The organism is Arthrobacter sp. B2060, assembly GCF_059090445.1.
This window is the reverse complement of sequence record NZ_JBNHFR010000002.1, coordinates 16,580-37,824: the sequence shown is the minus strand read 5'-3', so window position 1 is coordinate 37,824 and position 21,245 is coordinate 16,580. Positions and strand designations below refer to the sequence as shown.

The following is a 21,245-nucleotide window of genomic DNA, read 5'->3' as shown; positions in this document are numbered from 1 at the left end:
TGAGGGCATTACCTGCCAGTTCGCGCCGGGTGGGGCCGGAGCCTAGGTGTCCGTTTGCGCGGCAGGGTCGAGGTCGCGGATGGTGCGGAGAGCCGCGGCGGTGAGCACCTGGATGCCGTAGCCGAGGGCGCGTTCGTCGACGATGTAGTCGCCGCGGTGGAGGTCGTACTCTTCTCCGCCCGGGGTCTTCGTGCCCAGGCGCATCATGGCACCGGGCAGCTCGGCGAGGAACCAGGCGAAGTCCTCTCCGCCCATCGACTGCGGGGTCAGGACCACTGCGCCTTCGCCGATCTCGGCCCGGGCCGCAGCCTCGATGAGGGCGGTCTCGTGCTCCGAGTTCACTACCGGGGGCACGCCGCGGGTGTGTTCCAGGTGCACGTCCACGCCGTAGTGCTCGGCCACCTGATGGACCACTTCGTCCAGGAGTTCGCCGGCGCTGTGCCAGGCGTCGCGGTCCAGGCAGCGCATGGTCCCGGACATGTAGCCGGTTCCCGGAATCGCGTTGGGCGCCGAACCGGCGTTGATCTGGCCCCAGACAACGGACACACCGCTGCGGACGTCCACGCGGCGGGAAAGCACTGCGGGCACATTCACCGCGATCTGGGCAAGGGCGAAGACGAGGTCCTCGGTTAGGTGCGGGCGCGAGGTGTGGCCGCCGCGACCACTGAGCTCGATCTTGATGGTGTCCGAGGCGGAGGTGATGGCGCCGATGCGGGTACCGATCTTTCCGACGTTGATCCGCGGGTCGCAGTGCAGCGCCAGGATGCGCGGCACGCCTTCCAGAACGCCCTGCTCGATGCACGAGTGCGCGCCGCCGGGCATCGTCTCCTCAGCGGGCTGGAAGATAATCCGGACCGTGGCGCCCAGCGGCGATTCCAGGTGCATGCGGTGCAGCACCAGGGCGATGCCCAGCATGGTCGTGGTGTGGACGTCGTGCCCGCAGGCGTGGGTCACACCGTGGTTCTTTGATGCGAAGGGCAGGCCCGTTTCTTCGATGATCGGCAGGGCGTCGATGTCGCCGCGCAGCGCGGTGGCGATGGGGCCTTCCCCGACGTCCACGGTGAGGCCGGTGCCGTCGAGACGGCGCGGTTCCAGTCCGGCCTCAAGCAGGCGCTCCACGAGTTTGTCCGTGGTCCGGAACTCCTTGAAGGACAGTTCGGGGTGCGCATGCAGGTCCCGGCGGAAATCGATCAGTTCCGGCAGGAGCGGCTCGAGCCACGGCCCCACCAGCGCGGTGGGCTCAGCTTCAGTAGTGTAATTGCGCACAGCACAACTCTAGCGAGGCGCGAAAGAATAACGGCATCGCCTTCGCCGCGTTACGGATTGCTAGAGAACGTCGGTGTCACCTTTGGCCTTGAGCGCGTCCACGGCCTGCTTCACCCGCTGGGAGTGCTGCTTGGTGGTGACCAGCAGCGCGTCCGGGGTGTCCACGATGACCACGTCCTTGATCCCGATCAGCGCGATGACACGCTTGGTGTCAGAAACCACCACGCCGCTGGCGTTTTCGGTGAAGACGCGCGCGCCCTCGCCAAGGACGGTGACCTCGTCGACTTCCCGGGCACTGTTGAGCCGTCCCACCGAGGCGAAGTCACCGACGTCGTCCCAGCGGAAGGTTCCGGGCACGACGGCGACATCGCCGGCTGCCGCCGCGGGCTCGGCCACTGCATAGTCGATGGCGATCTTGGGCAGGGTGGGCCATACGCGGGCAGTGACTTCGTCACGCTTCGGCGTGTCCCAGGCTTCGGCGATTTCCTGCAGGCCGCTAAACAGTTCGGGCTGGTTCGCCTCGAGGTGCTTGAGCATGAGGGAGACGGGCGCCACGAACATGCCGGCGTTCCAGACGTAGTCGCCGCTGTCCACGTACTGCTGGGCGACTTCCTCGTCCGGCTTTTCCACGAACTCCACCACTGCCTGCGCGCTCGGCGCGCCGGGGATGTGCAGGGAAGCGCCGGAGCGGATGTAGCCGAACCCCGTGGAGGGGTGGGTGGGCTTGATGCCGATCGTGACGATCTTGCCCGCCGCGGCCGTGTGGATCGCTTCCCGGACAGCGTCCTGGAAGACGTCATTGGGGCTGATCACGTGGTCGGCGGCAAAAGAGCCCATGATGATGTCCGGATCCCGCTGGTGCAGGATGGCTGCCGCGAGGCCGATGGCGGCGCCGGAATCCTTCGGCTCGCTTTCCAGCACGAGGTCGCCGTCCTCGACTTCGGGCAGCTGGCTGCAGACAGCCGCACGGTGGGCATTTCCGGTGACAACGAGGACCCGGTTGCCCGCCAGGGGCTCAAGCCGGTCATAGGTGGCACGCAGAAGCGTGCTCCCCGAGCCGGTGAGGTCGTGAAGGAATTTGGGAGCTGCTGCACGTGACAGAGGCCAGAGGCGGGTCCCCACCCCGCCGGCAGGAATCACAGCTATAAAACGGCTGAGCGGTGAATCCTGGCGTGTCACTTTGTCTTTACTCATCACGGGCTACTTTAGCTGACGACCCTCAAGGCGCGACCACGAACGGCCCGCACGACCCAAATACAGGACTCTAAATGTGGCCTTCGTCTCAAAAAAAGGGCTGGATAGCCTAAATTGAATAAGCTGTGAGCGAAGCCTAGATTTAGGCCTGAGCTACAAGTGCTCTCACAGCAGGCGTTCCCCCCGCATGGATCCCGTGCCAGCGCCGCTGTGTTGCAGGGAGGTTTATTCAGTGCCGACGAAACCAGCTGGCACCTTGTACCGCGGCCGTGAAGGCATGTGGTCCTGGGTAGGACACCGCATCACCGGTGTTGTGATCTTTTTCTTCTTGTTGGTCCACGTGCTGGACACCTCCCTTGTGAGGGTGTCGCCGGAGGCCTACACCGCGGTGATCGGTGCCTACAAGAACCCGCTGATGGCCCTGGGTGAAACGGGCCTTGTCGCAGCGATCGTATTCCACGCCTTCAACGGCCTGCGGATCATCGCCGTCGACTTCTGGAAGAAGGGCGCCAAGTACCAGCGCCAGATGCTCTGGGTTGTGCTCGGCCTCTGGATCGTCACGATGGTGGCCTTCTCCATCCGCCACCTGTCCCTCGCACTCGGAGGTCACTAAGCCATGACTGCAACACAGATTCAGTCCCCGCGCAGCGGCAAGATTGCCCCGGGGTACCGCCGGACCGGCAGTTCCCGTGGCAACTTCGAAATGCTGGCCTGGCTGTTCATGCGCCTCTCCGGCGTGGTGCTGGTTGTCCTGATCTTCGGCCACCTCTTCGTTAACCTCCTCGTGGGCGAAGGCATCCACGCCATCGACTTCGGCTTCGTTGCCGGCAAGTGGGCTGACCCGTTCTGGCAGTTCTGGGACCTGGCCATGCTCTGGCTGGCCATGCTGCACGGCACCAACGGCGTCCGCACCATCATCAATGACTACGCCGAGAAGGACTCCACCCGCTTCTGGCTGAAGATGGTCCTCTACACCGCCACCGCCGTCATCATCATCCTGGGCACCCTGGTGATCTTCACCTTCAACCCGTGCCCGGTCGTCGACGGCGTCCAGCTCCCCGGTGGCTTCTGCCCCGCGTAGCGGACCGCGGCTGCCCGCCCCCTCCGGCGGGCTTCTGTTTGCGGAGCAGGCCACAGCCCGCCCGTTGTTTTATTGCGAATTTTGAGAGAAAGAGCGTCTGGTATGCAGGTCCATAAGTACGACGTCGTCATCGTCGGTGCCGGTGGCGCCGGGATGCGCGCCGCGATCGAATCCGGTCAGCGTGCGCGAACAGCAGTACTGACCAAGCTCTACCCCACCCGCTCCCACACGGGTGCGGCCCAGGGCGGTATGTGTGCAGCCCTGGCCAACGTCGAAGAAGACAACTGGGAATGGCACACCTTCGACACCATCAAGGGCGGCGACTACCTGGTTGACCAGGACGCCGCCGAAGTCATGGCCAAAGAAGCCATCGACGCCGTGCTGGACCTCGAGAAGATGGGTCTGCCGTTCAACCGCACACCCGAGGGCCGGATCGACCAGCGCCGCTTCGGCGGCCACACCCGCGACCACGGCAAGGCTCCCGTCCGCCGGGCCTGCTACGCCGCCGACCGCACCGGGCACATGATCCTTCAGACGCTGTACCAAAACTGCGTCAAGCACAATGTCGAGTTCTACAACGAGTACTACGTCCTGGACCTGCTCACCGTCGAAGAGGACGCAGTGCGCGAGGACGGCACGCCGTACAAGCAGAAGCGCGTTGCCGGCGTCGTGTCCTACGACCTCGCCTCCGGCGAGCTGCACGTTTTCCAGGCCAAGTCCGTGGTGTTCGCCTCCGGCGGCGCCGGCAAGGTCTTCAAGACCACATCCAACGCCCACACCCTCACGGGGGACGGCATGGGTATCGCCTTCCGCCGCGGCATTCCGCTGGAGGACATGGAGTTCTTCCAGTTCCACCCGACCGGCCTTGCCGGGCTGGGCATCCTGCTTTCCGAGGCCGCACGAGGCGAAGGCGCCATCCTGCGAAACTCCGAAGGTGAGCGCTTCATGGAGCGCTATGCCCCGACCATCAAGGACCTTGCCCCCCGCGACATCGTGGCCCGCTCCATGGCCAACGAAGTCCGCGAAGGCCGCGGCTGCGGGCCGAACAAGGACTACGTCCTCCTCGACCTGACGCACCTTGAGCCTGCCCACATCGACGCCAAGCTGCCGGACATCACCGAGTTCGCCCGCACCTACCTTGGCGTGGAGCCGTACACGGAGCCGGTTCCGGTCTTCCCGACAGCCCACTACGCCATGGGCGGCATCCCCACGAACATCAACACCGAGGTCCTCCAGGACAACGACACCGTGGTTCCTGGCCTCTACGCCGCCGGTGAGGTGGCCTGCGTTTCGGTCCACGGCTCCAACCGCCTTGGCACCAACTCGCTGCTGGACATCAACGTCTTCGGCAAGCGTGCCGGCATCGCCGCCGCAGAGTACGCCAAGACGGCCGACTTCGTGGAGCTCCCGGAAGATCCGGAGGCCTACACGATTGAGCTTCTCAACATCGCCCGCAACGGCACCGGTGACGAGAAGGTGGCCCAGATCCGCAAGGAACTGCAGGACACCATGGACGCCAACATGCAGGTGTTCCGCACGGCTGACACGCTCAACCAGGTCCTCAGGGACATCGAGTCCTTCGAGGAGCGGTACACGCGCATCAACGTCCAGGACAAGGGCAAGCGCTTCAACCTTGACCTGCTGGAGGCCGTTGAGCTCGGGTTCCTGCTGGAACTGGCACGGGTCATGACGGTCGCGGCCCTGCACCGCGAGGAATCCCGCGGCGGCCACTTCCGCGAGGACTTCCCGGACCGCGACGACGAAAAATTCATGAAGCATTCCATGGCGTACAAAGAAGACCACGCACCGGCCGACGGTTCCGCGGAGGAGGCAATCGCCGGTGTTCGGCTTGCCACCAAGCCGGTTGTCTTTACGCGCTACGAGCCGATGGTGAGGAAGTACTAAAATGTCCGCTGAACTTGCTGAGCCAGCCTCCAAGATCGAACTGCCCGCGGGCGTCGGAGGCGGCGGGGAAATCCCCACGTTCGACATCACGCTCCGTGTGCGCCGCTACGACCCCGAGGTTTCCGCGGAAGCCCGCTGGGACGACTTCAAGCTGACCATGTACGGCACGGACCGTGTGCTGGACGCCCTGCACAAGATCAAGTGGGAAGTGGACGGCAGCGTCTCCTTCCGCCGGTCCTGCGCGCACGGTGTCTGCGGCTCCGACGCCATGCGGATCAACGGCCGCAACCGCCTTGCCTGCAAGACGCTGCTGAAGGACCTCGACACGTCCAAGCCCATCACGGTTGAACCCATCAAGGGCCTGCCGGTGGAAAAGGACCTGATCGTGGACATGGAGCCGTTCTTCCAGTCCTTCCGCGAAGTCATGCCGTTCCTGATCAACAAGGGCCACGAGCCCACCAAGGAACGCCTGCAGTCCGCGGAAGACCGTGAACGTTTCGATGACACCACCAAGTGCATCCTGTGTGCTGCGTGCACCTCATCCTGCCCGGTGTTCTGGACCGACGGCCAGTACTTCGGCCCGGCCGCCATCGTGAACGCCCACCGCTTCATCTTCGACTCCCGTGATGATGCCGGTGACATGCGCCTGGAAATCCTGAACGACAAGGAAGGCGTGTGGCGCTGCCGCACCACCTTCAACTGCTCCGAAGCATGCCCGCGCGGCATCCAGGTCACGCAGGCGATTGCCGAAGTCAAGCAGGCAATTCTCTCCCGCAAGATCTAGCACCCGTTTCGAACGGAAACAGCAGCCGACGGCGCCGCTCACCTGTCAGGTGTGTGGCGCCGTCGTCGTTTTACTCCAGACAGCCACTCACGAAAGGGGACGCGGTGTCCCGCTCCGAAAAAGTCAGTTTCGAAGGTTCCACCGGCGAATTGCTCTCCGGCATCATCGACGTGCCGGAAGGCCCGGTGAAGGGCTGGGGCGTGTTCTCGCACGGGTTCACCCTGGGCAAGGACAGCCCGTCCGCGTCCCGGATGTGCAAGGCGCTGGCGGATAACGGCGTGGGCATGCTGCGCTTCGACAACCTGGGGCTCGGGGATTCCGCGGGATTTTGGTCCGAGGGCTCGTTCAGCCACAAGGTGGCTGACACAGTCAAGGCGGCCGAGTTCATGCGGGCCGAGGGGAAGCCGATTTCCCTGCTGGTCGGGCACTCCTTCGGCGGCGCCGCCGTGCTCGCTGCAGCCTCTGAGATTCCGGAGCTCGACGCCGTTGCCACCGTCGCCGCCCCGTTTTCACCCAAGCACGTTGCCCATGTCTTCGACGCCGCCCTGGATAAAATCCTCAGCGAAGGCAGCGCGGAGGTTGATCTAGGCGGCAAGCGCGTGGAGATCCGCCGGCACTTCGTCGAAGATCTCGAGAACGCCGACCTCACCGACTGCATCAAGCGGCTGCACAAGCCCCTGATGGTGCTGCACTCCCCCACCGACAACACCGTGGGAATCGAGAATGCCAGCAGCATCTTCCAGACCGCCCGCCACCCGCGGAACTTCGTGTCCCTCGAAGGCAGCGACCACCTGTTGACCGGCAAGGGCCAGGCGGCCAGGGCCGCGAAGATTATCGCGGCGTGGGCCGATCAGTACCTCGACGCGGGGCGGTGACCCCCGCCGGGCGGGGACGTTCGACAGTGTGGTGATTCTCGACCGGCGTTTTCCCAGGCTGCACCTGCCGTGGTCCCCAGCCGGGGGTCTTCGCTGCCGGAGTCGCGGTCTTCAGATCCTCCTCGCGGATGGCAGACCAGGCCGCGGCTACGAGATATACCTGGCTCACCAGGTAAAACCAGATGAGCAGCCCGATGATGATGGCGAACGGGGCCAGGATGGGGTTGCGTCCCGCACCGGCCAACAGTTCGGTGCTGAAGACCTGGAGCACGGCCGTGCCCACCCCGGCGAGAATGGTTCCCTCGAGCAACGCCCGGCGGGACAGTTTCAGTTCCGCTGCCAGGCGGAACATAATCAGCGCTGTGACCCAGTTGAGCAGCAGCGGCACGGCAATCTTGACCACGCCTGCCACGGGACCGGCAACAGCCGGGTCGAGCGTGAGGAGCCCGATGAGCCAATTGGCGGCCGTTCCGAATACAAGGGACGCTCCGGAGCTGATCACCAGGGCAACGCCAAGCAGCAGCAACGTACCGGCATCGTGCAGTTTCAGAACCACAGGGTTGAGCTGCAGCGGAGCCAGCATCATGACACCGCGCAGACCGTCGCGAATACCGTTGATCCAGCGCAATGAGGTGATGATGGTGATGATGGCGGCGATTACCGCCGTCCACCCCAGCCCCTCGGGGTTCAGGAGGTCCCTGGGGTCAACCAGGCCCCGGCCGCCGTTAACCTTGAGCAGACCGGGCGCGCTTTCTGCCACTGTCGCAATGATGCGGTCGAGGAGTGCGGGCTGGCCGCGGAGCACGAGGCCTGCGATGGAGAACCCGGTTGCCAGCAGGCCAGTAATGGAAAAGAACATGTTGAAGCCGATGCCGGCGCTCATCAGCGGGCCGTGTTGGAGGTTGTAGTGCTGCCATGCGCGCATGGGCCGCAAAGCGTTCAGCCGAGCGAGCAACCACTGGAACATGGCCATGAGTTGGGGCACCGTGCCCTTGCCGGATCTGCGGGCCTTGCCCCACTCCACCTTCTTGCGGATGACCTCCAGCTTCAGGCGGGCATGCTCAGTGGGAAGTGGTGGCCCCGCCAGCTTCGGCTGCTCGGAGCTGCTCCCGTTCGTCGTCAGGTTCGGTACCAAAGTCAAGCTCTTCCCGTAGCTGCCAAATGCCGTCAGCATCGTGCTCGTAAAGTCCCATGCTAACCACGGGGAAGGTTGCTCTGTAGTCTTTCAGGACCGTTTCGGCCTCATCCAGGCTTTCCGGGGCAACGTCGTGCGCGACGGTCACGTGGGGGTGGTAGGCGAACGGCAGCTCGCGTTCCAAGGGGCCGGTCTGCAGTTTTTCGTGCAGCTCGACGCACTCCTCGAATCCTTCCTCCACGTTGATGAAGACCACCGGGGAAACCGGCCGGAACGAGCCGGTGCCGGCGATGGTGACCATGAATGGTGCTTGCGTTCGCGCCACTTCACGCACGTGGTTCCGTGCGGCCTCCCAGTCCTGGGTGGGTGTGGTGGTGACGAGGGTAATGTGCGCCGGAATGACCGTGGCCATGGGGTCCCCGAAGGACGCCCGCCACCGCTGCAGTTCCTCTGCGATTCCAGGCGGGAAGCCCAGAATGACCCCAAGGCTCATCCCGTCGCTGGCGTCGCTGTTGGCAGGCTTCGGAACGGGCATCGGCTTAGCGGGCTCCAGCGTATGGAAGGAAGCCGGTCTTGGCGTAGACGTCCTTGAGGGTGGCCGAGGCAATTTCGCGGGCCTTGTCCGCCCCGTGTGCCAGGAGTCGGTCCAGCTCTGCCGGGTCTGCGAGCAGTTCGTTGGCGCGGTTGCGGATAGGCGTCAGGCGCTCAGTCACGACTTCGGCCAGGTCCACTTTAAGGTGGCCGTACATTTTCCCTTCATAGGCCGCCACGAGCTGCTCCACGCTCTGGCCGGTGATGACCGAGTAGATGGTCAGCAGGTTGGAAACGCCCGGCTTGGTTTCGCGGTCGAAACGGATCTCGGTTTCGGCGTCGGTCACCGCGGACTTGATCCGCTTGGCCGTGACCTTGGGCTCGTCGAGCAGGTTGATCAGGCCGGCCGGCGATTCAGCAGACTTGGACATCTTGGAGGTGGGCTGCTGCAGATCGTAGATCTTGGCAGACTCCTTCTGGATGAAGGGCTTGGGTACAGTGAAGGTCTGGCCGAAGCGGGTGTTGAACCGGGTTGCGAGATCGCGGCTGAGCTCCACGTGCTGGCGCTGGTCCTCGCCGACGGGGACACCGTGCGGCTGGTACAGCAGGATGTCCGCGGCCTGCAGGATGGGGTAGGTAAACAGACCGACGCTGGCGTGGTCCGAGCCCTGCCTCAGTGCCTTGTCCTTGAACTGCGTCATGCGGGAGGCCTCGCCGAAGCCCGTGATGCAGTTCAGGATCCATGCCAGCTGCGCGTGCTCGGGCACCTGGGACTGGACGAACAGGGTGCACTTGTCCACGTCCACTCCGCCGGCGATGTACTGGGCGGCCGTGACGCGGGTGCGGTGCGCCAGTTCGGCCGGGTCCTGCGGAACGGTGATGGCGTGCAGGTCCGGGATGAAGAAGATGGCGTCGTACTCTTCCTGCATCCGCACCCAGTTGACGAGGGCGCCCAGATAGTTGCCGAGGTGCAGCGAGTCCGCGGAGGGCTGCATCCCCGACAGGATGCGGTGGCGGATTCCGGTGTCCTGCCCCGTCCCGGTCTCCTGCTGGAGGCTGGCGGCGGCATCAGGCTCTTCGGAGGCTGCGGAATCGGTCACGATGGGGGTGGAGGTCATTCTGTCGGAGGCCTTAAGACTAGAGCCGGTAGTCCACTACCAGCGGTGCATGGTCAGAGAAACGGGTGTCCCACGAGGGCGCCCGGTCCACGACCGCCGAAACAGCTGCGGCGGCGAGGGCGGGGGTGGCCATGTGGTAATCGATGCGCCAGCCAGAGTCGTTGTCAAAGGCCTGGCCGCGCTGGGACCACCAGGTGTAGGGGCCGTTGACGTTGCCCGCCAGGCCCCTGTGGACATCCTTCCAGCCGATTTCCTCGCCGAAGAAGCGGTCGAAGTAGGCGCGCTCCTCGGGCAGGAAGCCGGCACGTTTGACGTTGCCCTTCCAGTTCTTGATGTCCAGCTCGGTGTGGCCGACATTCAGGTCACCGGTGACCAGGGCATGGTCGCTGTGCTTGGACAGTTCGGGCAGGCGCGTGGTCATGACGTCCAGGAAACGGTACTTGTCCACCTGCTTGGGTGTCCCGACGTCACCGGAGTGCACGTAGGCGCTCACCACGGTGAGCTGTGAGGCATTGCCCGCAGCGTCCCGTACCCGGAAGTCCGCCTCCACCCAGCGGCCCGCGGTGGCGAAGTAGTCGTCACCGATGTGGGCGCGGGTAACGAGGGGCTCCTCGCGGGAAGCGATGGCGACGCCGGCGCGGCCCTTGGCCTCCGCCTCGGCGTGCAGGATGTGCCACCCGTCGCCCAGCAGCTTCCGGACAATCGCGTCCGGGGCACGGACTTCCTGCAGGGTGAGGATGTCCACCTCACGGTCCGCCAGCCACTCCGCCATGCCCTTCTTGTAGGCAGCCCGAAGGCCGTTGACGTTGACTGTTGCGATGCGAAGGTGGTCCTTCTTCAATGCCGAGCTCACCCGCTCCACTCTAGTCGATGATGGTTCCGGTCACCGGCTCACCCGAGCCGCCGGAGGACTTGATCATGTCCCTGGCGTTGGTAGCCGTAATTTCGATGGTCTCCAGGGCGCGGCGGATCGTGTCCTGGTCCGCGGCGGCACCCTTGGCCCGCTCCTGCTCGACGACCCGGACCTGCACCTGGACGATCTTGAAGGAGTGGTCGAGCTTCATGTCGCGGATTTCCTCGGCTTCGCCGCGTTCCCTCACCAGGCGAGTTCCGCCCTGGTCGGCTGAACCGCGGGACGGCGCACGGCCGGCTGCCGCGTTGAAGGCATTCTGTGCTTCGTTCAGCTTCGCTCCGGCCTTCTTGGCTGCCTTCTGGATGCTGAACACCACGAACGATGCCAGCAGGAGCCAGAACAGTGCGATGACGGCGACGACCCAGCCCACGACGTCGTTCTGGTTGGCCGCGAAGATGACGGCCACCAGGAAGGCCGTGATCAGGACGAGGAGGCCGGGACCGCTGATGCGGAACATGGAGAATCCGCCCCTGCCCGGCTGTGAGGAAGATTTGGAGCTGCCCAGAGATTGCATGGTGCCATTGTCTCAAACCTGCGGGCATGGTCAGGAATGCGTCCCCCGGAGGCGAACAGCTACTTCAGGAACAGGCTCCGGAGCCGGGCGGTGGTCAGCATCAGCCCCAGCACGATCATCACCAGGTAATAGCCGATGTGGATGGCTGTCGCCGGGGTGAAGGCTCCCGCACTGATCTGGCGCAGCAGCTCCACGCCGTGCCACAGAGGCATCGCCTGGATCAGCCACTGGATGTACTCCGGGTAGACGCTCAGCGGATAGAACGTGGCGCTGAACAGGAACATGGGCAGCATGATGAAGTTGATCCAGTCCATCTGCTGGAAGGTCTTCATGAAGCTCGTGATGCCCATGCCAAAGCTGGCGAAGCCGAAAGCGATGAGGACCGAGGCCGGGATCATGAGCAGCGCCCACGGCGTGGTGATGAGTCCCAGGAGGCCCATTACGGCCGTGAAGCCGGTGGCATACAGAAGCCCGCGCAGGAGGGCGAGGAAGATCTCCCCCGCCGCCACGTCCAGCGGGCCCAGTGACGTGTAGAGCATCCCCTGGTAGAGCTTGGCGAAGTTCATCTTGAAGAAGACGTTCCAGGTGGAGTCGTACACAGCGCCGTTCATGGCCGACACCGCCAGCAGGGCCGGCGCGATGTAGGCCGCATAGGTGATCTCCTGGCCGCCCGGCCCTTGGACCGTACCCACCACCGCGCCCATTCCGATGCCCATGGACAGCAGGAACAGCACAGGCTCGAAGAACCCGGACAGCATGACGAGCCAGTTGCTGCTCTTGGTGGCCATCAGCCCCCGGCCGATCACAGCCCTGGCGTTGCGCGAGTACAGCGGTCCGAAATGCCTGTTGCGTGCCTCCTCGGTGACACTGTGGCCCTGGGTCAGGACTGTCATTGCCCCATCCTCCTCACGAATTGGCGTTTGGTGAGCACCCAGCCGAACCAGGCGAGCCCCAGCAGGAAGGCGATGTGGATGATGGTCAGCACGGGGGATTCGTCGTAGCCGTAGCTCAGGACCCGGCCGAGTTCCGTCCCGTGCCAGATGGGCGAAATCCAGCCAACCCAGCGAACCACCAACGGCAGCGTGTCCAGCGGGAAGAACGTCCCCGAAAAGAGGAACAGCGGCATCACGATGAACCGCATGACCATGGCGAACTGGCCTTTGTCGTCCTTGATGGTGGCGGCGTATGCCATCAGCGGGAGCCCGAAGGCCAGTCCCGCCAAGGTGGCCACCAGGATGGAGATCCACCCCCAGCCGCTGGGCGAGGCACCGAACAGCGCCACGATCGCAAAGTAGATGACCGACTGGGCGAAGAAGCGCACCGTAACGGCAATGATCTGGCCGGCAGCGATCTGCTCGGGCGTCAGCGGTGAGGCATGTGGCCCGTAGTAGACCCGGCGCCATTTGAAGCCGTCCATCACCGGAAAGGTAAATTCGGTGGCCGCCGTCATGACGGCGGCCGAGATGAGCAGCGCCGGAGCGATGTACACGAGGTAGCTGACCCCGCCAAAGGCTCCCGCCGCGTTGGCTTCCACGAGTGTGGCCAGGCCAACGCCCATCGCGAACAGGTAGGCAGCCGGCTGGCCCACGCTGTACAGGAAGATGGACCAGCCGTAGCCCTTCATCACGCGCAGGACCTGCTCCGCGAAATAGAAGGCGCCCCACCGCCGCGCCCTGGCGGCAGAGACCTCCGGTGAGTGGGCACGCAAAGTTTGCCGCGCCGTCGGACGCCCTGGAACGTCCGTTGAAAGGCGGTCCTTTCCTGAAAGCGGCTCAGTCAACGAGGCTCCTGCCCGTGAGCCGGAGGAAGACATCCTCGAGCGAGGACCGGCGCACCAGCGAAGTAAGCGGGCGCAGGCCGCGGGCGGAGACTTCCTCCAGGGCCGCCTCGCCGTCCTGCGTGTAGATGAGGACACGGTCCGGGAGGGTCTCCAGCCGCTCGCCTATTCCTTCGAGCTCCCGGCCGATGCTGGCGTTCCGCTCCGAGCCGAAGCGCAGTTCCAGGACCTCGCGGGTGGAATAGCTGCGGATCAGGCTGGCCGGCGAGCCCTCCGCCATGATCCGGCCCTTGTCCACCACGATGAGGCGGTCGCAGAGCTGCTCTGCCTCGTCCATGTAGTGCGTGGTGAGGATCAGCGTGACGCCCTGTTCCTTGAGCCGGAACAGGCGGTCCCATAGGATGTGCCGTGCCTGCGGGTCAAGGCCCGTAGTGGGCTCGTCGAGCAGGAGGATGCGGGGCTCGTTGATGAGCGACCTCGCAATCGTGAGGCGCCGTTTCATGCCGCCAGACAACGCGTCAACCTTGGATTTAGCCTTGTCCGTGAGCTGCGCGAATTCGAGCAGTTCGTCCGCCTTGGGCCGCAGGTAGCTCATCGGCAGCCCGAAGTATCGCCCGTATACCAGCAGGTTGTCACGGACCCTGAGCTCTTCGTCCAGGTTGTCCTGCTGCGGCACAACCCCCAGGTGCGCACGGACTTCCGGACCGTGCTGTTCCGGGTCAAGGCCCATGATGGTCAGGCTGCCGGAGGTGCGCTGGGCCACGCCGCCGATCATCTTCATTGTCGTGGACTTGCCGGCGCCGTTGGGGCCCAGCAGCCCGAAGGACTCCCCCGCGGGAACGCTGAAGGATATGCCGTCGACGGCGGTGACGTCGCCATAGGTTTTGGTCAGGTTCTCAGCCGCGATGACGAACGGGCGCGGGACAGACCCGGATTCCTCACTGGACACAGGATTTTCGGACGTTTCTTCAGAAGAGTGGAGTTCGGGCACCCCATCACGCTAATACCCGTCGGGAGTCAAAGGAATAGCTCGGTCTCAAAAAATCCATTCGTTTTCCGAGTTCGCGGCTGAAGTCCGTGAGCCGGCGCTATTTACCCTCGCCGCGCAGGACCTGAAGCCGCTCGCGGTACTCTGACTCGTCAATCTCGCCCCGTGCGTAGCGCTCCCGCAGGACGCTTTCTCCGCCCCGGGCGGTTGCCCACTCGTGGTTCCGGCGCCAGGTGCGCCTGGCGAAGAAAATAAACAGGCCGATGACCAGGATCCAAAACAGCGGGAAGATCAGGAACCACGGCGAGAATCCGCCGCCGTCCCAGGGACCGTGTGCAGCGAGGCCAGCCGGCAACTCAGCGGCTGGCGCTGCCAGGGTGGTGGCAATTGAGGTAAGCATTTCAGTAATCCATCTCTCGGTTCAGGACCGTACGTGGTACAGGGCCGTATTTCGGCTCTGCAACGAGTCTTGCCGTTGGACGCCGACGGGGCGTCCGCCGCCGGGAGTCACCTTGGGCGGCCCGCCTACTCCCGCAGGATGCCTCCCCTTGCGCCGGCAAATCGGTCCGCGCCCGCAACCCGGGTCCTGCGCCGTCGGCCGGCTGCGTCGTCAGCCGGCCCAGCCCGGGCGCACCAGCCCCGATTCGTAGGCGAGCACCACGAGCTGCACCCGGTCCCTGACCAGCAGCTTGGTCATGATCCGGGAAACGTGTGTCTTGGCCGTGAGCGGCGTGATGAACAGCCGTTCGGCGATCTCGGCGTTGTTCAGGCCTTCACCCACAAGTTGCAGGACCTGGCGTTCGCGCTCCGTGACCTGGTCCAGCGAGACCGGCGGCTTCGCCGCCCGCGACTGCGTGGCCAGCTGGGCCATGATGCGGCGGGTGACCGACGGCGACAGCAGGGCGTCACCGTCGTGGACCACACGCACAGCCCGGAGCAGCTCCTCCGGTTCGGTGTCCTTGACCAGGAACCCGGCAGCCCCGGCGCGCACCGCCTCCGCGATGTATTCGTCCAGTTCAAAAGTGGTCAGGATGATGATCCGTGTGCCTGCCAGATCCTTCGCGGCCATGATCTGCCGCGTGGCCTCCAGCCCGTCCCCCTCGGGCATGCGGATGTCCATCAGCACCACGTCAGGATGCTCGCGGGCCGCCAGGCGCACGGCATCGCGGCCCGTCCCGCACTCAGCCACCACGGCCATGTCCGGTTCGGCGTTCAGCAGCGCGCGGAAGCCTGCGCGGATGAGGTTCTGGTCGTCGGCCAGCAGGACGCGGATCATGGCCGGCCCTTCCCCTCCGGCAGTGGCAGGGCGGGCACCGGCAGGATAGCCCGGACCCGCCAGCCCGGGTTCAGCGGCGCGAGCTCCAGCGTGCCGCCCACGGCCGCCGCCCGTTCCCGCATTCCCGTCACGCCGTTCCCTTCGGGCACTCCGGTGGCGCCAGCGCCGTCGTCGTCAATTGTCACGGCGAGCCGTTCGCTGCCGGTCTCCGTCGCAGACTCCTGAGCCTCAACGGCAAGGACGACGGCGGCCTTCCGCGCTCCGGCGTGCCGCAGCACATTTGTCAGGGACTCCTGGACGATCCGGTAGGCCGCTTCCTGCACCGCCTCCGGAAGGCGCCGCGAGACGTCCGGAGGCGGCTGGATCAGCGTCACGTCCAGGCCTACGTTCCGGGCGCTGTCCACGAGCCAGGCAATCCGGTTCAGCCGCGGCGGTGCCGGGCTGGGCGGCGTGAAGTCCACGGCGGCGGCGGGACTGAGCGGGTCAGGACTCGAACGGGCGGGACTCAAACGCGCAGGGTCCAGCGGCGCATCGTCGCGCAGGACGCCCAAGAGATGGCGGATCTCGGCCAGGGATTCCTTGCTCGCCGCCTTGATCGCCTCCAGTGCCGGACGGAACTGGTCCGGGTCCTTCTCCCCCAGGTGCAGCGCCACCGAGGCGCGGACGTTTATCAGGGACAGCGAATGCGCCACGACGTCGTGGATGTTCCGCGCGAGCGCGAGCCGGTACTCGTCCCGCGCGGCCTGCTCCCGCGCTTCCTGCTGACGGCGTCGTTCGGCCACCCGCTCGCCGCGCAGCCGGGCACCTTCCCCCAGCAGGACGAGGATAACCAACCACGATGTTCCGGCGAAGGCCCGGATCAGGGAGGCGTCATCCCCGCCCGTCAATGATCCCGCCACCAGCACGGCAGCGCAGACGCCGACCACGGTCCACGTCTGCCAGCGTTTACCGGCAGCAGCCGAGAACACGATGGCGAGCGCCAGGGACAGGAACACCGGGCCCCACGGATAGCCGAGCGCCAGATAGGCGGCAACGGCCAGGGCCGCCACCGGAAGCATGACCAGCGGGGCGCGCCGCCGCAGCGACAACGCGGAAGGCCCGAGCAGCAGCAAGGCGAAGGCGAGGGCATCCAGCGGCCGGTGGTCCGGCTGCCGGGCCGAAGCGAAGACGGTGCCGACAACCTGGAAGACTGCCGCCGCGATCACGATGAAGGCGGTGGGCGGTCCTCCGAAACGGCGCTGCATTATCCGAGCGTAGCCGCGGGCGCGCTGATCGTCGTCTGCTTAACGGCGTAGGGCGACTACTCCAGCAGGAGTAGTCGCCCTACGGTGGTGCTGTTAGGCGAGGCCTGAGAGGCTACGCGAGGCCTGCCTGGCGTTCGGCGCTTTCCACCACATTGGCCAGCAGCATGGCCCGGGTCATCGGGCCTACGCCGCCGGGGTTCGGGGACAGCCAGGCGGCGACGTCGGCAGCGTCGGGGTGCACGTCTCCGGTGACCACCGCCCTGCCGGTACCGTCGTCCACGCGGCTGACGCCGACGTCGAGCACTATGGCACCCGGCTTCAGGTCCTCCGCCTTGATCATGTGCGGCGAGCCCGCCGCGGCGATCACGACGTCGGCCTGCCGGAGTTCGGCGGCCAGGTCAACGGTGCCGGTGTGGGCCAGGACCACGGTGGCGTTGACGTCCTTGCGAGTGAGCAGGAGGCCCACCGGACGGCCGATCGTGACTCCGCGGCCCACCACGAGGACGCGCTTGCCCTTGAGGTCGATTCCGTGGCGGGTCAGCAGCTCCACGCAGCCCTTCGGTGTGCAGGGCAGCGGGGACTTCATGGGTCCGCTGATGTTGGCCACGAGCCGGCCCAGGTTCATCGGGTGCAGGCCGTCGGCGTCCTTGTCGGGATCCATGGCCTCCAGGATGACGTCCTGGTCGATGTGCTTGGGCAGCGGCAGCTGGACGATGTAGCCGGTGCACTCCGGGTTCCCGTTCAGCTCGCGGACCACGGCCAGGAGCTCGTCCTGGGTGGTTTCCTCGGGCAGGTCGCGGCGGATGGAGTTGATGCCCACCTCGGCGCAGTCCTTGTGCTTGCCGCCCACGTACCAGACACTGCCTGGATCGGAACCGACGAGGATGGTGCCCAGTCCCGGCGTGACACCCTTGGCCTTGAGTGCGGCCACGCGTTCGGTCAGCTCGGCCTTGATGGCAGCGGCGGTTGCCCTGCCGTCAAGGACCTGTGCGGTTTTGGTGGTGTCAGCGGCCATGGGTTACCACTGCTCGTGCTGCGGGTACAGCGGGAAGTCGGCGGCGAGCTTGTCCACACGTGCCTGCAGGGCTTCCACATCGGTGGCGGAGCCGGCCTTCAGCGCGGTGGCGATGATCTCGGCCACCTCGGTGAATTCCTGGGCACCAAAACCGCGGGTTGCCAGCGCCGGGGTGCCGATGCGCAGGCCGGAGGTGACCATCGGCGGGCGGGGGTCGAACGGCACGGCGTTGCGGTTGACGGTGATGCCCACGGAGTGCAGGAGGTCTTCGGCCTGCTGGCCGTCGAGTTGCGAGTTGCGCAGGTCCACCAGGACCAGGTGCACGTCGGTGCCGCCGGTCAGGACCGAGACGCCGGCCTCGGCGACGTCGGACTGGTTAAGGCGGTCGGCGATGATCTTGGCGCCCTCGAGGACGCGTTCCTGGCGCTCCTTGAACTCGGCGCTGCCGGCGATCTTGAAGGCCACGGCCTTTGCTGCGATGACGTGCATGAGCGGCCCGCCCTGCTGGCCGGGGAAGACGTTGGAGTTGAGCTTCTTGGCCCACTCTTGCTTGGCCAGGATCACACCGGAGCGCGGGCCGGCGAGGGTCTTGTGCACGGTGGAGGTGACGACGTCGGAGTGCGGCACCGGGCTCGGGTGCAGTCCTGCGGCTACGAGGCCGGCGAAGTGCGCCATGTCCGTCCACAGGAGCGCACCCACTTCATCGGCAATGGAGCGGAAGGCTGCGAAGTCGAGGTGGCGCGGGTACGCGGACCAGCCGGCGATGATGACCTGCGGCTTTTCGGCGATGGCCTGCTCGCGCAGCTTGTCCATGTCGATGCGGAAGTTGTCCTCTTCAACCTGGTAGGCAGCGACGTTGTAGAGCTTGCCGGAGAAGTTCAGCTTCATGCCGTGCGTCAGGTGGCCGCCGTGCGCCAGGGACAGGCCCAGGATCTTGTCGCCTGGGGTGATCATGGCAGAGAGTGCTGCAGCGTTGGCCTGCGCGCCGGAGTGCGGCTGGACGTTGGCGTATTCAGCACCGAACAGGTTCTTCACGCGGTCGATCGCGAGCTGCTCAGCGATGTCGACGTATTCGCAGCCGCCGTAGTAGCGGCGGCCCGGGTAGCCCTCGGCGTACTTGTTGGTCAGGACGGAGCCCTGGGCTTCCATCACGGCGCGCGGCGCGAAGTTTTCGGAGGCAATCATTTCCAGGGTGCCGCGCTGGCGGCCGAGCTCCTGGTCCAGGACTGCGGCGATCTCGGGGTCGAGTTCAGCCAGCGGCTGGTTGCTAACGGTGGCGGAAGTGCTGACGGAAGTCGGTGAAGTAGTCACGAAGAACTCCTGGCTAGGGATGGGCACTGCTAAGGTCAGGCTACCGGCTGGGGCGCAGCTCCGCCCCTGGATGACAGTTCCGGGCAGTCCCAAAACTCCTCCGTGCGGGGCGCCGCAGCGCACCCGGGAGACCGCGCACCTCAGGAAACGCAGTGCTCAACCGGCAAAACATGACCCTCGGCCCAGGCGTACGATCCGTGGTCTTCGTGATTGCCGCTCCCTGGTGGTTAGCCACCCAACGCCAGTTGCGACCCCACCAGACTACCAAAAGCCCGCCCTCGGCGCGGGTAGGCTGTTCTTCGTGATTGAAGACCAGCCCGCCAAAGCGTACGTGATTACCCTGTCCTGCCCGGACCGCCCCGGAATTGTCCATGCCGTGGCCGGCGCCCTGCTCGTAGCGGGCTGCAATATTACGGATTCCCAGCAGTACGGCAGCCAGTCCACCGGAACCTTTTTCATGCGTGTTGAGGCGACCACGTCCGCCGCCCGGGCCGAGGTCCAGGCTGCCCTGGAGCCAGTCGCTGAGGCCTTCGGCATGCAGTGGAGCCTGCATCCGGTGGGCCAGAAGGTCCGCACCCTGCTCATGGCCAGTAAATCCGCGCACTGCCTGAACGACCTGCTGTTCCTGCAGCGCTCCGGCACCCTGCCGATCGACGTTCCGGCCATCGTCTCCAACCACAATGACCTGGCCGGGCTCGCAGAGTTCTATGGAATCCCGTTCCACTACATTCCCGTGACGCCCGAGACCAAGGCCCAGGCCGAGGACCAGCTGCGGAAGATCATCGCCGAGGAAGGCATTGAGCTGACCGTACTGGCCCGCTACATGCAGATCATCTCGGACGATCTGTGCAGGGAGCTGACCGGCAAGGCCATCAACATCCACCACTCCTTCCTGCCGTCCTTCAAGGGTGCCAAGCCCTACCACCAGGCCCATGCACGCGGCGTGAAGCTGATCGGGGCCACCGCACACTACGTCACCGCAGCGCTGGATGAAGGCCCCATCATTGAGCAGGAAGTGATCCGCGTGGACCACGCCCGCACCCCGGAGCAGTTCGTGCAGATGGGCCGCGACGTTGAAGGCCGGACGCTCGCCCAGGCGGTGCAGTGGCACGCCGAGCACCGGGTGCTCCTGGACGGCAACCGGACCGTGGTTTTCAACTAACGTCCGCGGAAACAGGATCCGGGGAGCAGGACGTGGCGCTGGCCGGGGACGACCCCGCCCCGCAGGACAGCGGCGAGGACAGGCTGGCCGCGTTCTACAACCAGCGCGCGGTCCTGCACCCCGAGCATCCCCTGACGCCACAGCGTGCCGAGCAGCGGGAGCGATTCATCGCCCGGCTGAAGGCCGAGGGCCGGCACGCCCTGCTGGAAATCGGCACCGGTTCAGGGCTCGACGGGCTGAGGTTCGTCCAGGCGGGTATCCGCTACACCGGCATTGACCTGTCCGAAGAGCAGGTGCGGATCGCCACAGCCAAGGGCCTGAACGTCTCGGTTGCCAGCGTCCGGAACCTTCCCTTCGCCGACGGCGCGTTCCCTGCACTGTGGAGCATGAGCACGCTGCTGCACATCCCCAACCGGGACATCGACGACGTCGTCCGTGAACTCGTGCGGGTGGCCGCGCCGGGTGCGCCGATCGCCGTCGGCCTTTGGTCCGGGGAGGACGAAGAGGTGTTAAACCCCGAGGACCAGATCCGGCCGCCGCGCTTTTTCAGCCGCCGAAGTGACGCCGCGCTGCGGCAGATCTTCGGCCGGCACGGCGAGATTGAGGAATTTGTCACGTGGCCGGAAGGCACCGGCGCCGAGTCAGGTCCTGGCGCCGGCCACTGGACGCAGCATTACCAATTCCTGATCCTCCGGGCTCCGCGGCCCAACTCTGCTGCGGGCGCGGACTGACAGCAGCGGCCTGAGGTTCCCAGCGGCAGTGTTTTAACTGACACTGGATAACACGATGCCTCTGCTCACCGATACTGCGCTGGAGCCCTTCATCGCCCTGCTCAAGTCCCAGGGGCGGCACGCCGTCCTGGATGTGTGCTGCGGCCCTGGCGACGACGGCCTCAGGTTTGTCCAGGCCGGGATCCACTACACGGGCGTTGACCCCTACGACGGGAATGTCCGCTATGCCGTCGCCCGCCGCCTCAGCGTCTCGGTGGCGGAGCCCGCACGCCTGCCCTTCGCGGACAACACCTTCCCGGCCGTCTGGGCGGTCGAGTCACTGGCGGGCCTCACCGCGGACCAGGCTGACGACGTCGTGCGGGAGCTTGAGCGGGTGGCAGAACCGGGCGCGCCGATCGCCGTCGCGCTCCCCTGAGATCCGCCGT

At 65.7% G+C, this 21,245-nt stretch carries 23 protein-coding genes and 1 riboswitch; of the genes, 8 read left to right on the top strand and 15 right to left on the bottom strand.

Features of this window, described 5'->3' with window-relative positions:
- Positions 1 to 42 precede the first annotated feature (42 nt).
- Positions 43 to 1,266: an amidohydrolase gene (locus AC5RUM_RS05025; protein WP_400578180.1), complete on the bottom strand. Its 1,224-nt coding sequence runs from the start codon at positions 1,264 to 1,266 to the stop codon at positions 43 to 45.
- Between the two features lie 60 nt (positions 1,267 to 1,326).
- On the bottom strand, positions 1,327 to 2,460 hold the full coding sequence (locus AC5RUM_RS05020) for a mannose-1-phosphate guanylyltransferase (protein WP_494033923.1): 1,134 nt from the start codon (positions 2,458 to 2,460) through the stop codon (positions 1,327 to 1,329).
- Between the two features lie 232 nt (positions 2,461 to 2,692).
- Between AC5RUM_RS05020 and sdhC the strand changes: the two genes are divergently transcribed.
- The 5 genes from sdhC to AC5RUM_RS04995 all read left to right on the top strand — a co-directional run bounded on the left by sdhC (position 2,693) and on the right by AC5RUM_RS04995 (position 7,105).
- Complete coding sequence (sdhC, locus tag AC5RUM_RS05015; protein WP_400479818.1) at positions 2,693 to 3,073, top strand: succinate dehydrogenase, cytochrome b556 subunit; 381 nt, start codon at positions 2,693 to 2,695, stop codon at positions 3,071 to 3,073.
- A gap of 3 nt (positions 3,074 to 3,076) precedes the next feature.
- Positions 3,077 to 3,541: a succinate dehydrogenase hydrophobic membrane anchor subunit gene (locus tag AC5RUM_RS05010; RefSeq protein ID WP_494033922.1), complete on the top strand. Its 465-nt coding sequence runs from the start codon at positions 3,077 to 3,079 to the stop codon at positions 3,539 to 3,541.
- 102 nt (positions 3,542 to 3,643) lie between these two features.
- Positions 3,644 to 5,446: a succinate dehydrogenase flavoprotein subunit gene (sdhA, locus tag AC5RUM_RS05005; protein ID WP_494033921.1), complete on the top strand. Its 1,803-nt coding sequence runs from the start codon at positions 3,644 to 3,646 to the stop codon at positions 5,444 to 5,446.
- Position 5,447: 1 nt separating this feature from the next.
- Positions 5,448 to 6,230: a succinate dehydrogenase iron-sulfur subunit gene (locus AC5RUM_RS05000; RefSeq protein WP_400578187.1), complete on the top strand. Its 783-nt coding sequence runs from the start codon at positions 5,448 to 5,450 to the stop codon at positions 6,228 to 6,230.
- A 104-nt stretch (positions 6,231 to 6,334) separates the two neighbouring features.
- The gene (locus tag AC5RUM_RS04995) at positions 6,335 to 7,105 is read left to right on the top strand and encodes an alpha/beta hydrolase family protein (protein ID WP_494033920.1); all 771 of its coding nucleotides are present in this window, start codon (positions 6,335 to 6,337) and stop codon (positions 7,103 to 7,105) included.
- Here AC5RUM_RS04995 and AC5RUM_RS04990 read toward each other — a convergent pair.
- The 13 genes from AC5RUM_RS04990 to glyA form a co-directional block, all read right to left on the bottom strand.
- Positions 7,062 to 8,129, bottom strand: coding sequence for a YihY/virulence factor BrkB family protein (locus AC5RUM_RS04990; RefSeq protein WP_494034203.1), 1,068 nt, complete (start codon positions 8,127 to 8,129; stop codon positions 7,062 to 7,064). The genes AC5RUM_RS04995 and AC5RUM_RS04990 overlap by 44 nt on opposite strands.
- A 37-nt stretch (positions 8,130 to 8,166) precedes the next feature.
- Complete coding sequence (locus AC5RUM_RS04985) at positions 8,167 to 8,775, bottom strand: 2'-5' RNA ligase family protein (protein ID WP_494033919.1); 609 nt, start codon at positions 8,773 to 8,775, stop codon at positions 8,167 to 8,169.
- A 4-nt stretch (positions 8,776 to 8,779) separates the two neighbouring features.
- Complete coding sequence (trpS, locus tag AC5RUM_RS04980) at positions 8,780 to 9,889, bottom strand: tryptophan--tRNA ligase (protein WP_494033918.1); 1,110 nt, start codon at positions 9,887 to 9,889, stop codon at positions 8,780 to 8,782.
- A 19-nt stretch (positions 9,890 to 9,908) separates the two neighbouring features.
- Positions 9,909 to 10,742, bottom strand: a complete 834-nt coding sequence (locus AC5RUM_RS04975; RefSeq protein ID WP_494033917.1) for an exodeoxyribonuclease III — start codon at positions 10,740 to 10,742, stop codon at positions 9,909 to 9,911.
- Positions 10,743 to 10,752: 10 nt separating this feature from the next.
- Entirely contained in the window at positions 10,753 to 11,316 is a 564-nt protein-coding gene (locus tag AC5RUM_RS04970; RefSeq protein WP_400578195.1) for a hypothetical protein, read from the bottom strand.
- Between the two features lie 59 nt (positions 11,317 to 11,375).
- Positions 11,376 to 12,209: an ABC transporter permease gene (locus AC5RUM_RS04965; RefSeq protein ID WP_494033916.1), complete on the bottom strand. Its 834-nt coding sequence runs from the start codon at positions 12,207 to 12,209 to the stop codon at positions 11,376 to 11,378.
- Positions 12,206 to 13,096, bottom strand: coding sequence for an ABC transporter permease (locus AC5RUM_RS04960; protein WP_494033915.1), 891 nt, complete (start codon positions 13,094 to 13,096; stop codon positions 12,206 to 12,208). The genes AC5RUM_RS04965 and AC5RUM_RS04960 overlap by 4 nt, the downstream gene beginning before the upstream one ends.
- Entirely contained in the window at positions 13,089 to 14,042 is a 954-nt protein-coding gene (locus AC5RUM_RS04955; protein WP_494034202.1) for an ABC transporter ATP-binding protein, read from the bottom strand. Before AC5RUM_RS04955 ends, AC5RUM_RS04960 begins: the two co-directional genes overlap by 8 nt.
- 139 nt (positions 14,043 to 14,181) lie before the next feature.
- Positions 14,182 to 14,481, bottom strand: a complete 300-nt coding sequence (locus AC5RUM_RS04950) for an SHOCT domain-containing protein (RefSeq protein ID WP_494033914.1) — start codon at positions 14,479 to 14,481, stop codon at positions 14,182 to 14,184.
- Positions 14,482 to 14,691: 210 nt separating this feature from the next.
- Positions 14,692 to 15,357: a response regulator gene (locus AC5RUM_RS04945; RefSeq protein WP_494033913.1), complete on the bottom strand. Its 666-nt coding sequence runs from the start codon at positions 15,355 to 15,357 to the stop codon at positions 14,692 to 14,694.
- Positions 15,354 to 16,601 carry a sensor histidine kinase gene (locus AC5RUM_RS04940; protein ID WP_494033912.1) on the bottom strand — a complete coding sequence of 416 codons (1,248 nt, stop codon included), beginning with the start codon at positions 16,599 to 16,601 and terminating at the stop codon, positions 15,354 to 15,356. The genes AC5RUM_RS04945 and AC5RUM_RS04940 overlap by 4 nt, the downstream gene beginning before the upstream one ends.
- A 112-nt stretch (positions 16,602 to 16,713) precedes the next feature.
- On the bottom strand, positions 16,714 to 17,616 hold the full coding sequence (locus tag AC5RUM_RS04935) for a bifunctional methylenetetrahydrofolate dehydrogenase/methenyltetrahydrofolate cyclohydrolase (RefSeq protein ID WP_494033911.1): 903 nt from the start codon (positions 17,614 to 17,616) through the stop codon (positions 16,714 to 16,716).
- Between the two features lie 3 nt (positions 17,617 to 17,619).
- The gene (gene glyA / locus AC5RUM_RS04930; protein WP_494033910.1) at positions 17,620 to 18,927 is read right to left on the bottom strand and encodes a serine hydroxymethyltransferase; all 1,308 of its coding nucleotides are present in this window, start codon (positions 18,925 to 18,927) and stop codon (positions 17,620 to 17,622) included.
- A gap of 173 nt (positions 18,928 to 19,100) precedes the next feature.
- Positions 19,101 to 19,186: riboswitch (ZMP/ZTP riboswitch) on the bottom strand.
- A gap of 42 nt (positions 19,187 to 19,228) precedes the next feature.
- Between glyA and purU the strand changes: the two genes are divergently transcribed.
- From purU to AC5RUM_RS04915, 3 genes are read left to right on the top strand one after another with little or no spacing between them, the layout of a single operon-like run.
- On the top strand, positions 19,229 to 20,089 hold the full coding sequence (purU, locus tag AC5RUM_RS04925) for a formyltetrahydrofolate deformylase (protein WP_494033909.1): 861 nt from the start codon (positions 19,229 to 19,231) through the stop codon (positions 20,087 to 20,089).
- Between the two features lie 32 nt (positions 20,090 to 20,121).
- Entirely contained in the window at positions 20,122 to 20,820 is a 699-nt protein-coding gene (locus AC5RUM_RS04920) for a class I SAM-dependent methyltransferase (protein WP_494033908.1), read from the top strand.
- A 55-nt stretch (positions 20,821 to 20,875) separates the two neighbouring features.
- On the top strand, positions 20,876 to 21,235 hold the full coding sequence (locus AC5RUM_RS04915; RefSeq protein ID WP_494033907.1) for a class I SAM-dependent methyltransferase: 360 nt from the start codon (positions 20,876 to 20,878) through the stop codon (positions 21,233 to 21,235).
- Positions 21,236 to 21,245 lie beyond the last annotated feature (10 nt).

Coding starts and splice junctions, on each gene's coding strand:
- AC5RUM_RS05000 (WP_400578187.1), top strand. CDS start 5,448: ATGTCCGCTGAACTTGCTGAGCCAGCCTCCAAGATCGAACTGCCCGCG.
- AC5RUM_RS04940 (WP_494033912.1), bottom strand. CDS start 16,601: ATGCAGCGCCGTTTCGGAGGACCGCCCACCGCCTTCATCGTGATCGCG.
- AC5RUM_RS04950 (WP_494033914.1), bottom strand. CDS start 14,481: ATGCTTACCTCAATTGCCACCACCCTGGCAGCGCCAGCCGCTGAGTTG.
- AC5RUM_RS04915 (WP_494033907.1), top strand. CDS start 20,876: ATGCCTCTGCTCACCGATACTGCGCTGGAGCCCTTCATCGCCCTGCTC.
- AC5RUM_RS05020 (WP_494033923.1), bottom strand. CDS start 2,460: ATGAGTAAAGACAAAGTGACACGCCAGGATTCACCGCTCAGCCGTTTT.
- AC5RUM_RS04935 (WP_494033911.1), bottom strand. CDS start 17,616: ATGGCCGCTGACACCACCAAAACCGCACAGGTCCTTGACGGCAGGGCA.
- AC5RUM_RS04970 (WP_400578195.1), bottom strand. CDS start 11,316: ATGCAATCTCTGGGCAGCTCCAAATCTTCCTCACAGCCGGGCAGGGGC.
- AC5RUM_RS04965 (WP_494033916.1), bottom strand. CDS start 12,209: ATGACAGTCCTGACCCAGGGCCACAGTGTCACCGAGGAGGCACGCAAC.
- trpS (WP_494033918.1), bottom strand. CDS start 9,889: ATGACCTCCACCCCCATCGTGACCGATTCCGCAGCCTCCGAAGAGCCT.
- AC5RUM_RS05010 (WP_494033922.1), top strand. CDS start 3,077: ATGACTGCAACACAGATTCAGTCCCCGCGCAGCGGCAAGATTGCCCCG.
- sdhA (WP_494033921.1), top strand. CDS start 3,644: ATGCAGGTCCATAAGTACGACGTCGTCATCGTCGGTGCCGGTGGCGCC.
- AC5RUM_RS04945 (WP_494033913.1), bottom strand. CDS start 15,357: ATGATCCGCGTCCTGCTGGCCGACGACCAGAACCTCATCCGCGCAGGC.
- AC5RUM_RS04985 (WP_494033919.1), bottom strand. CDS start 8,775: ATGCCCGTTCCGAAGCCTGCCAACAGCGACGCCAGCGACGGGATGAGC.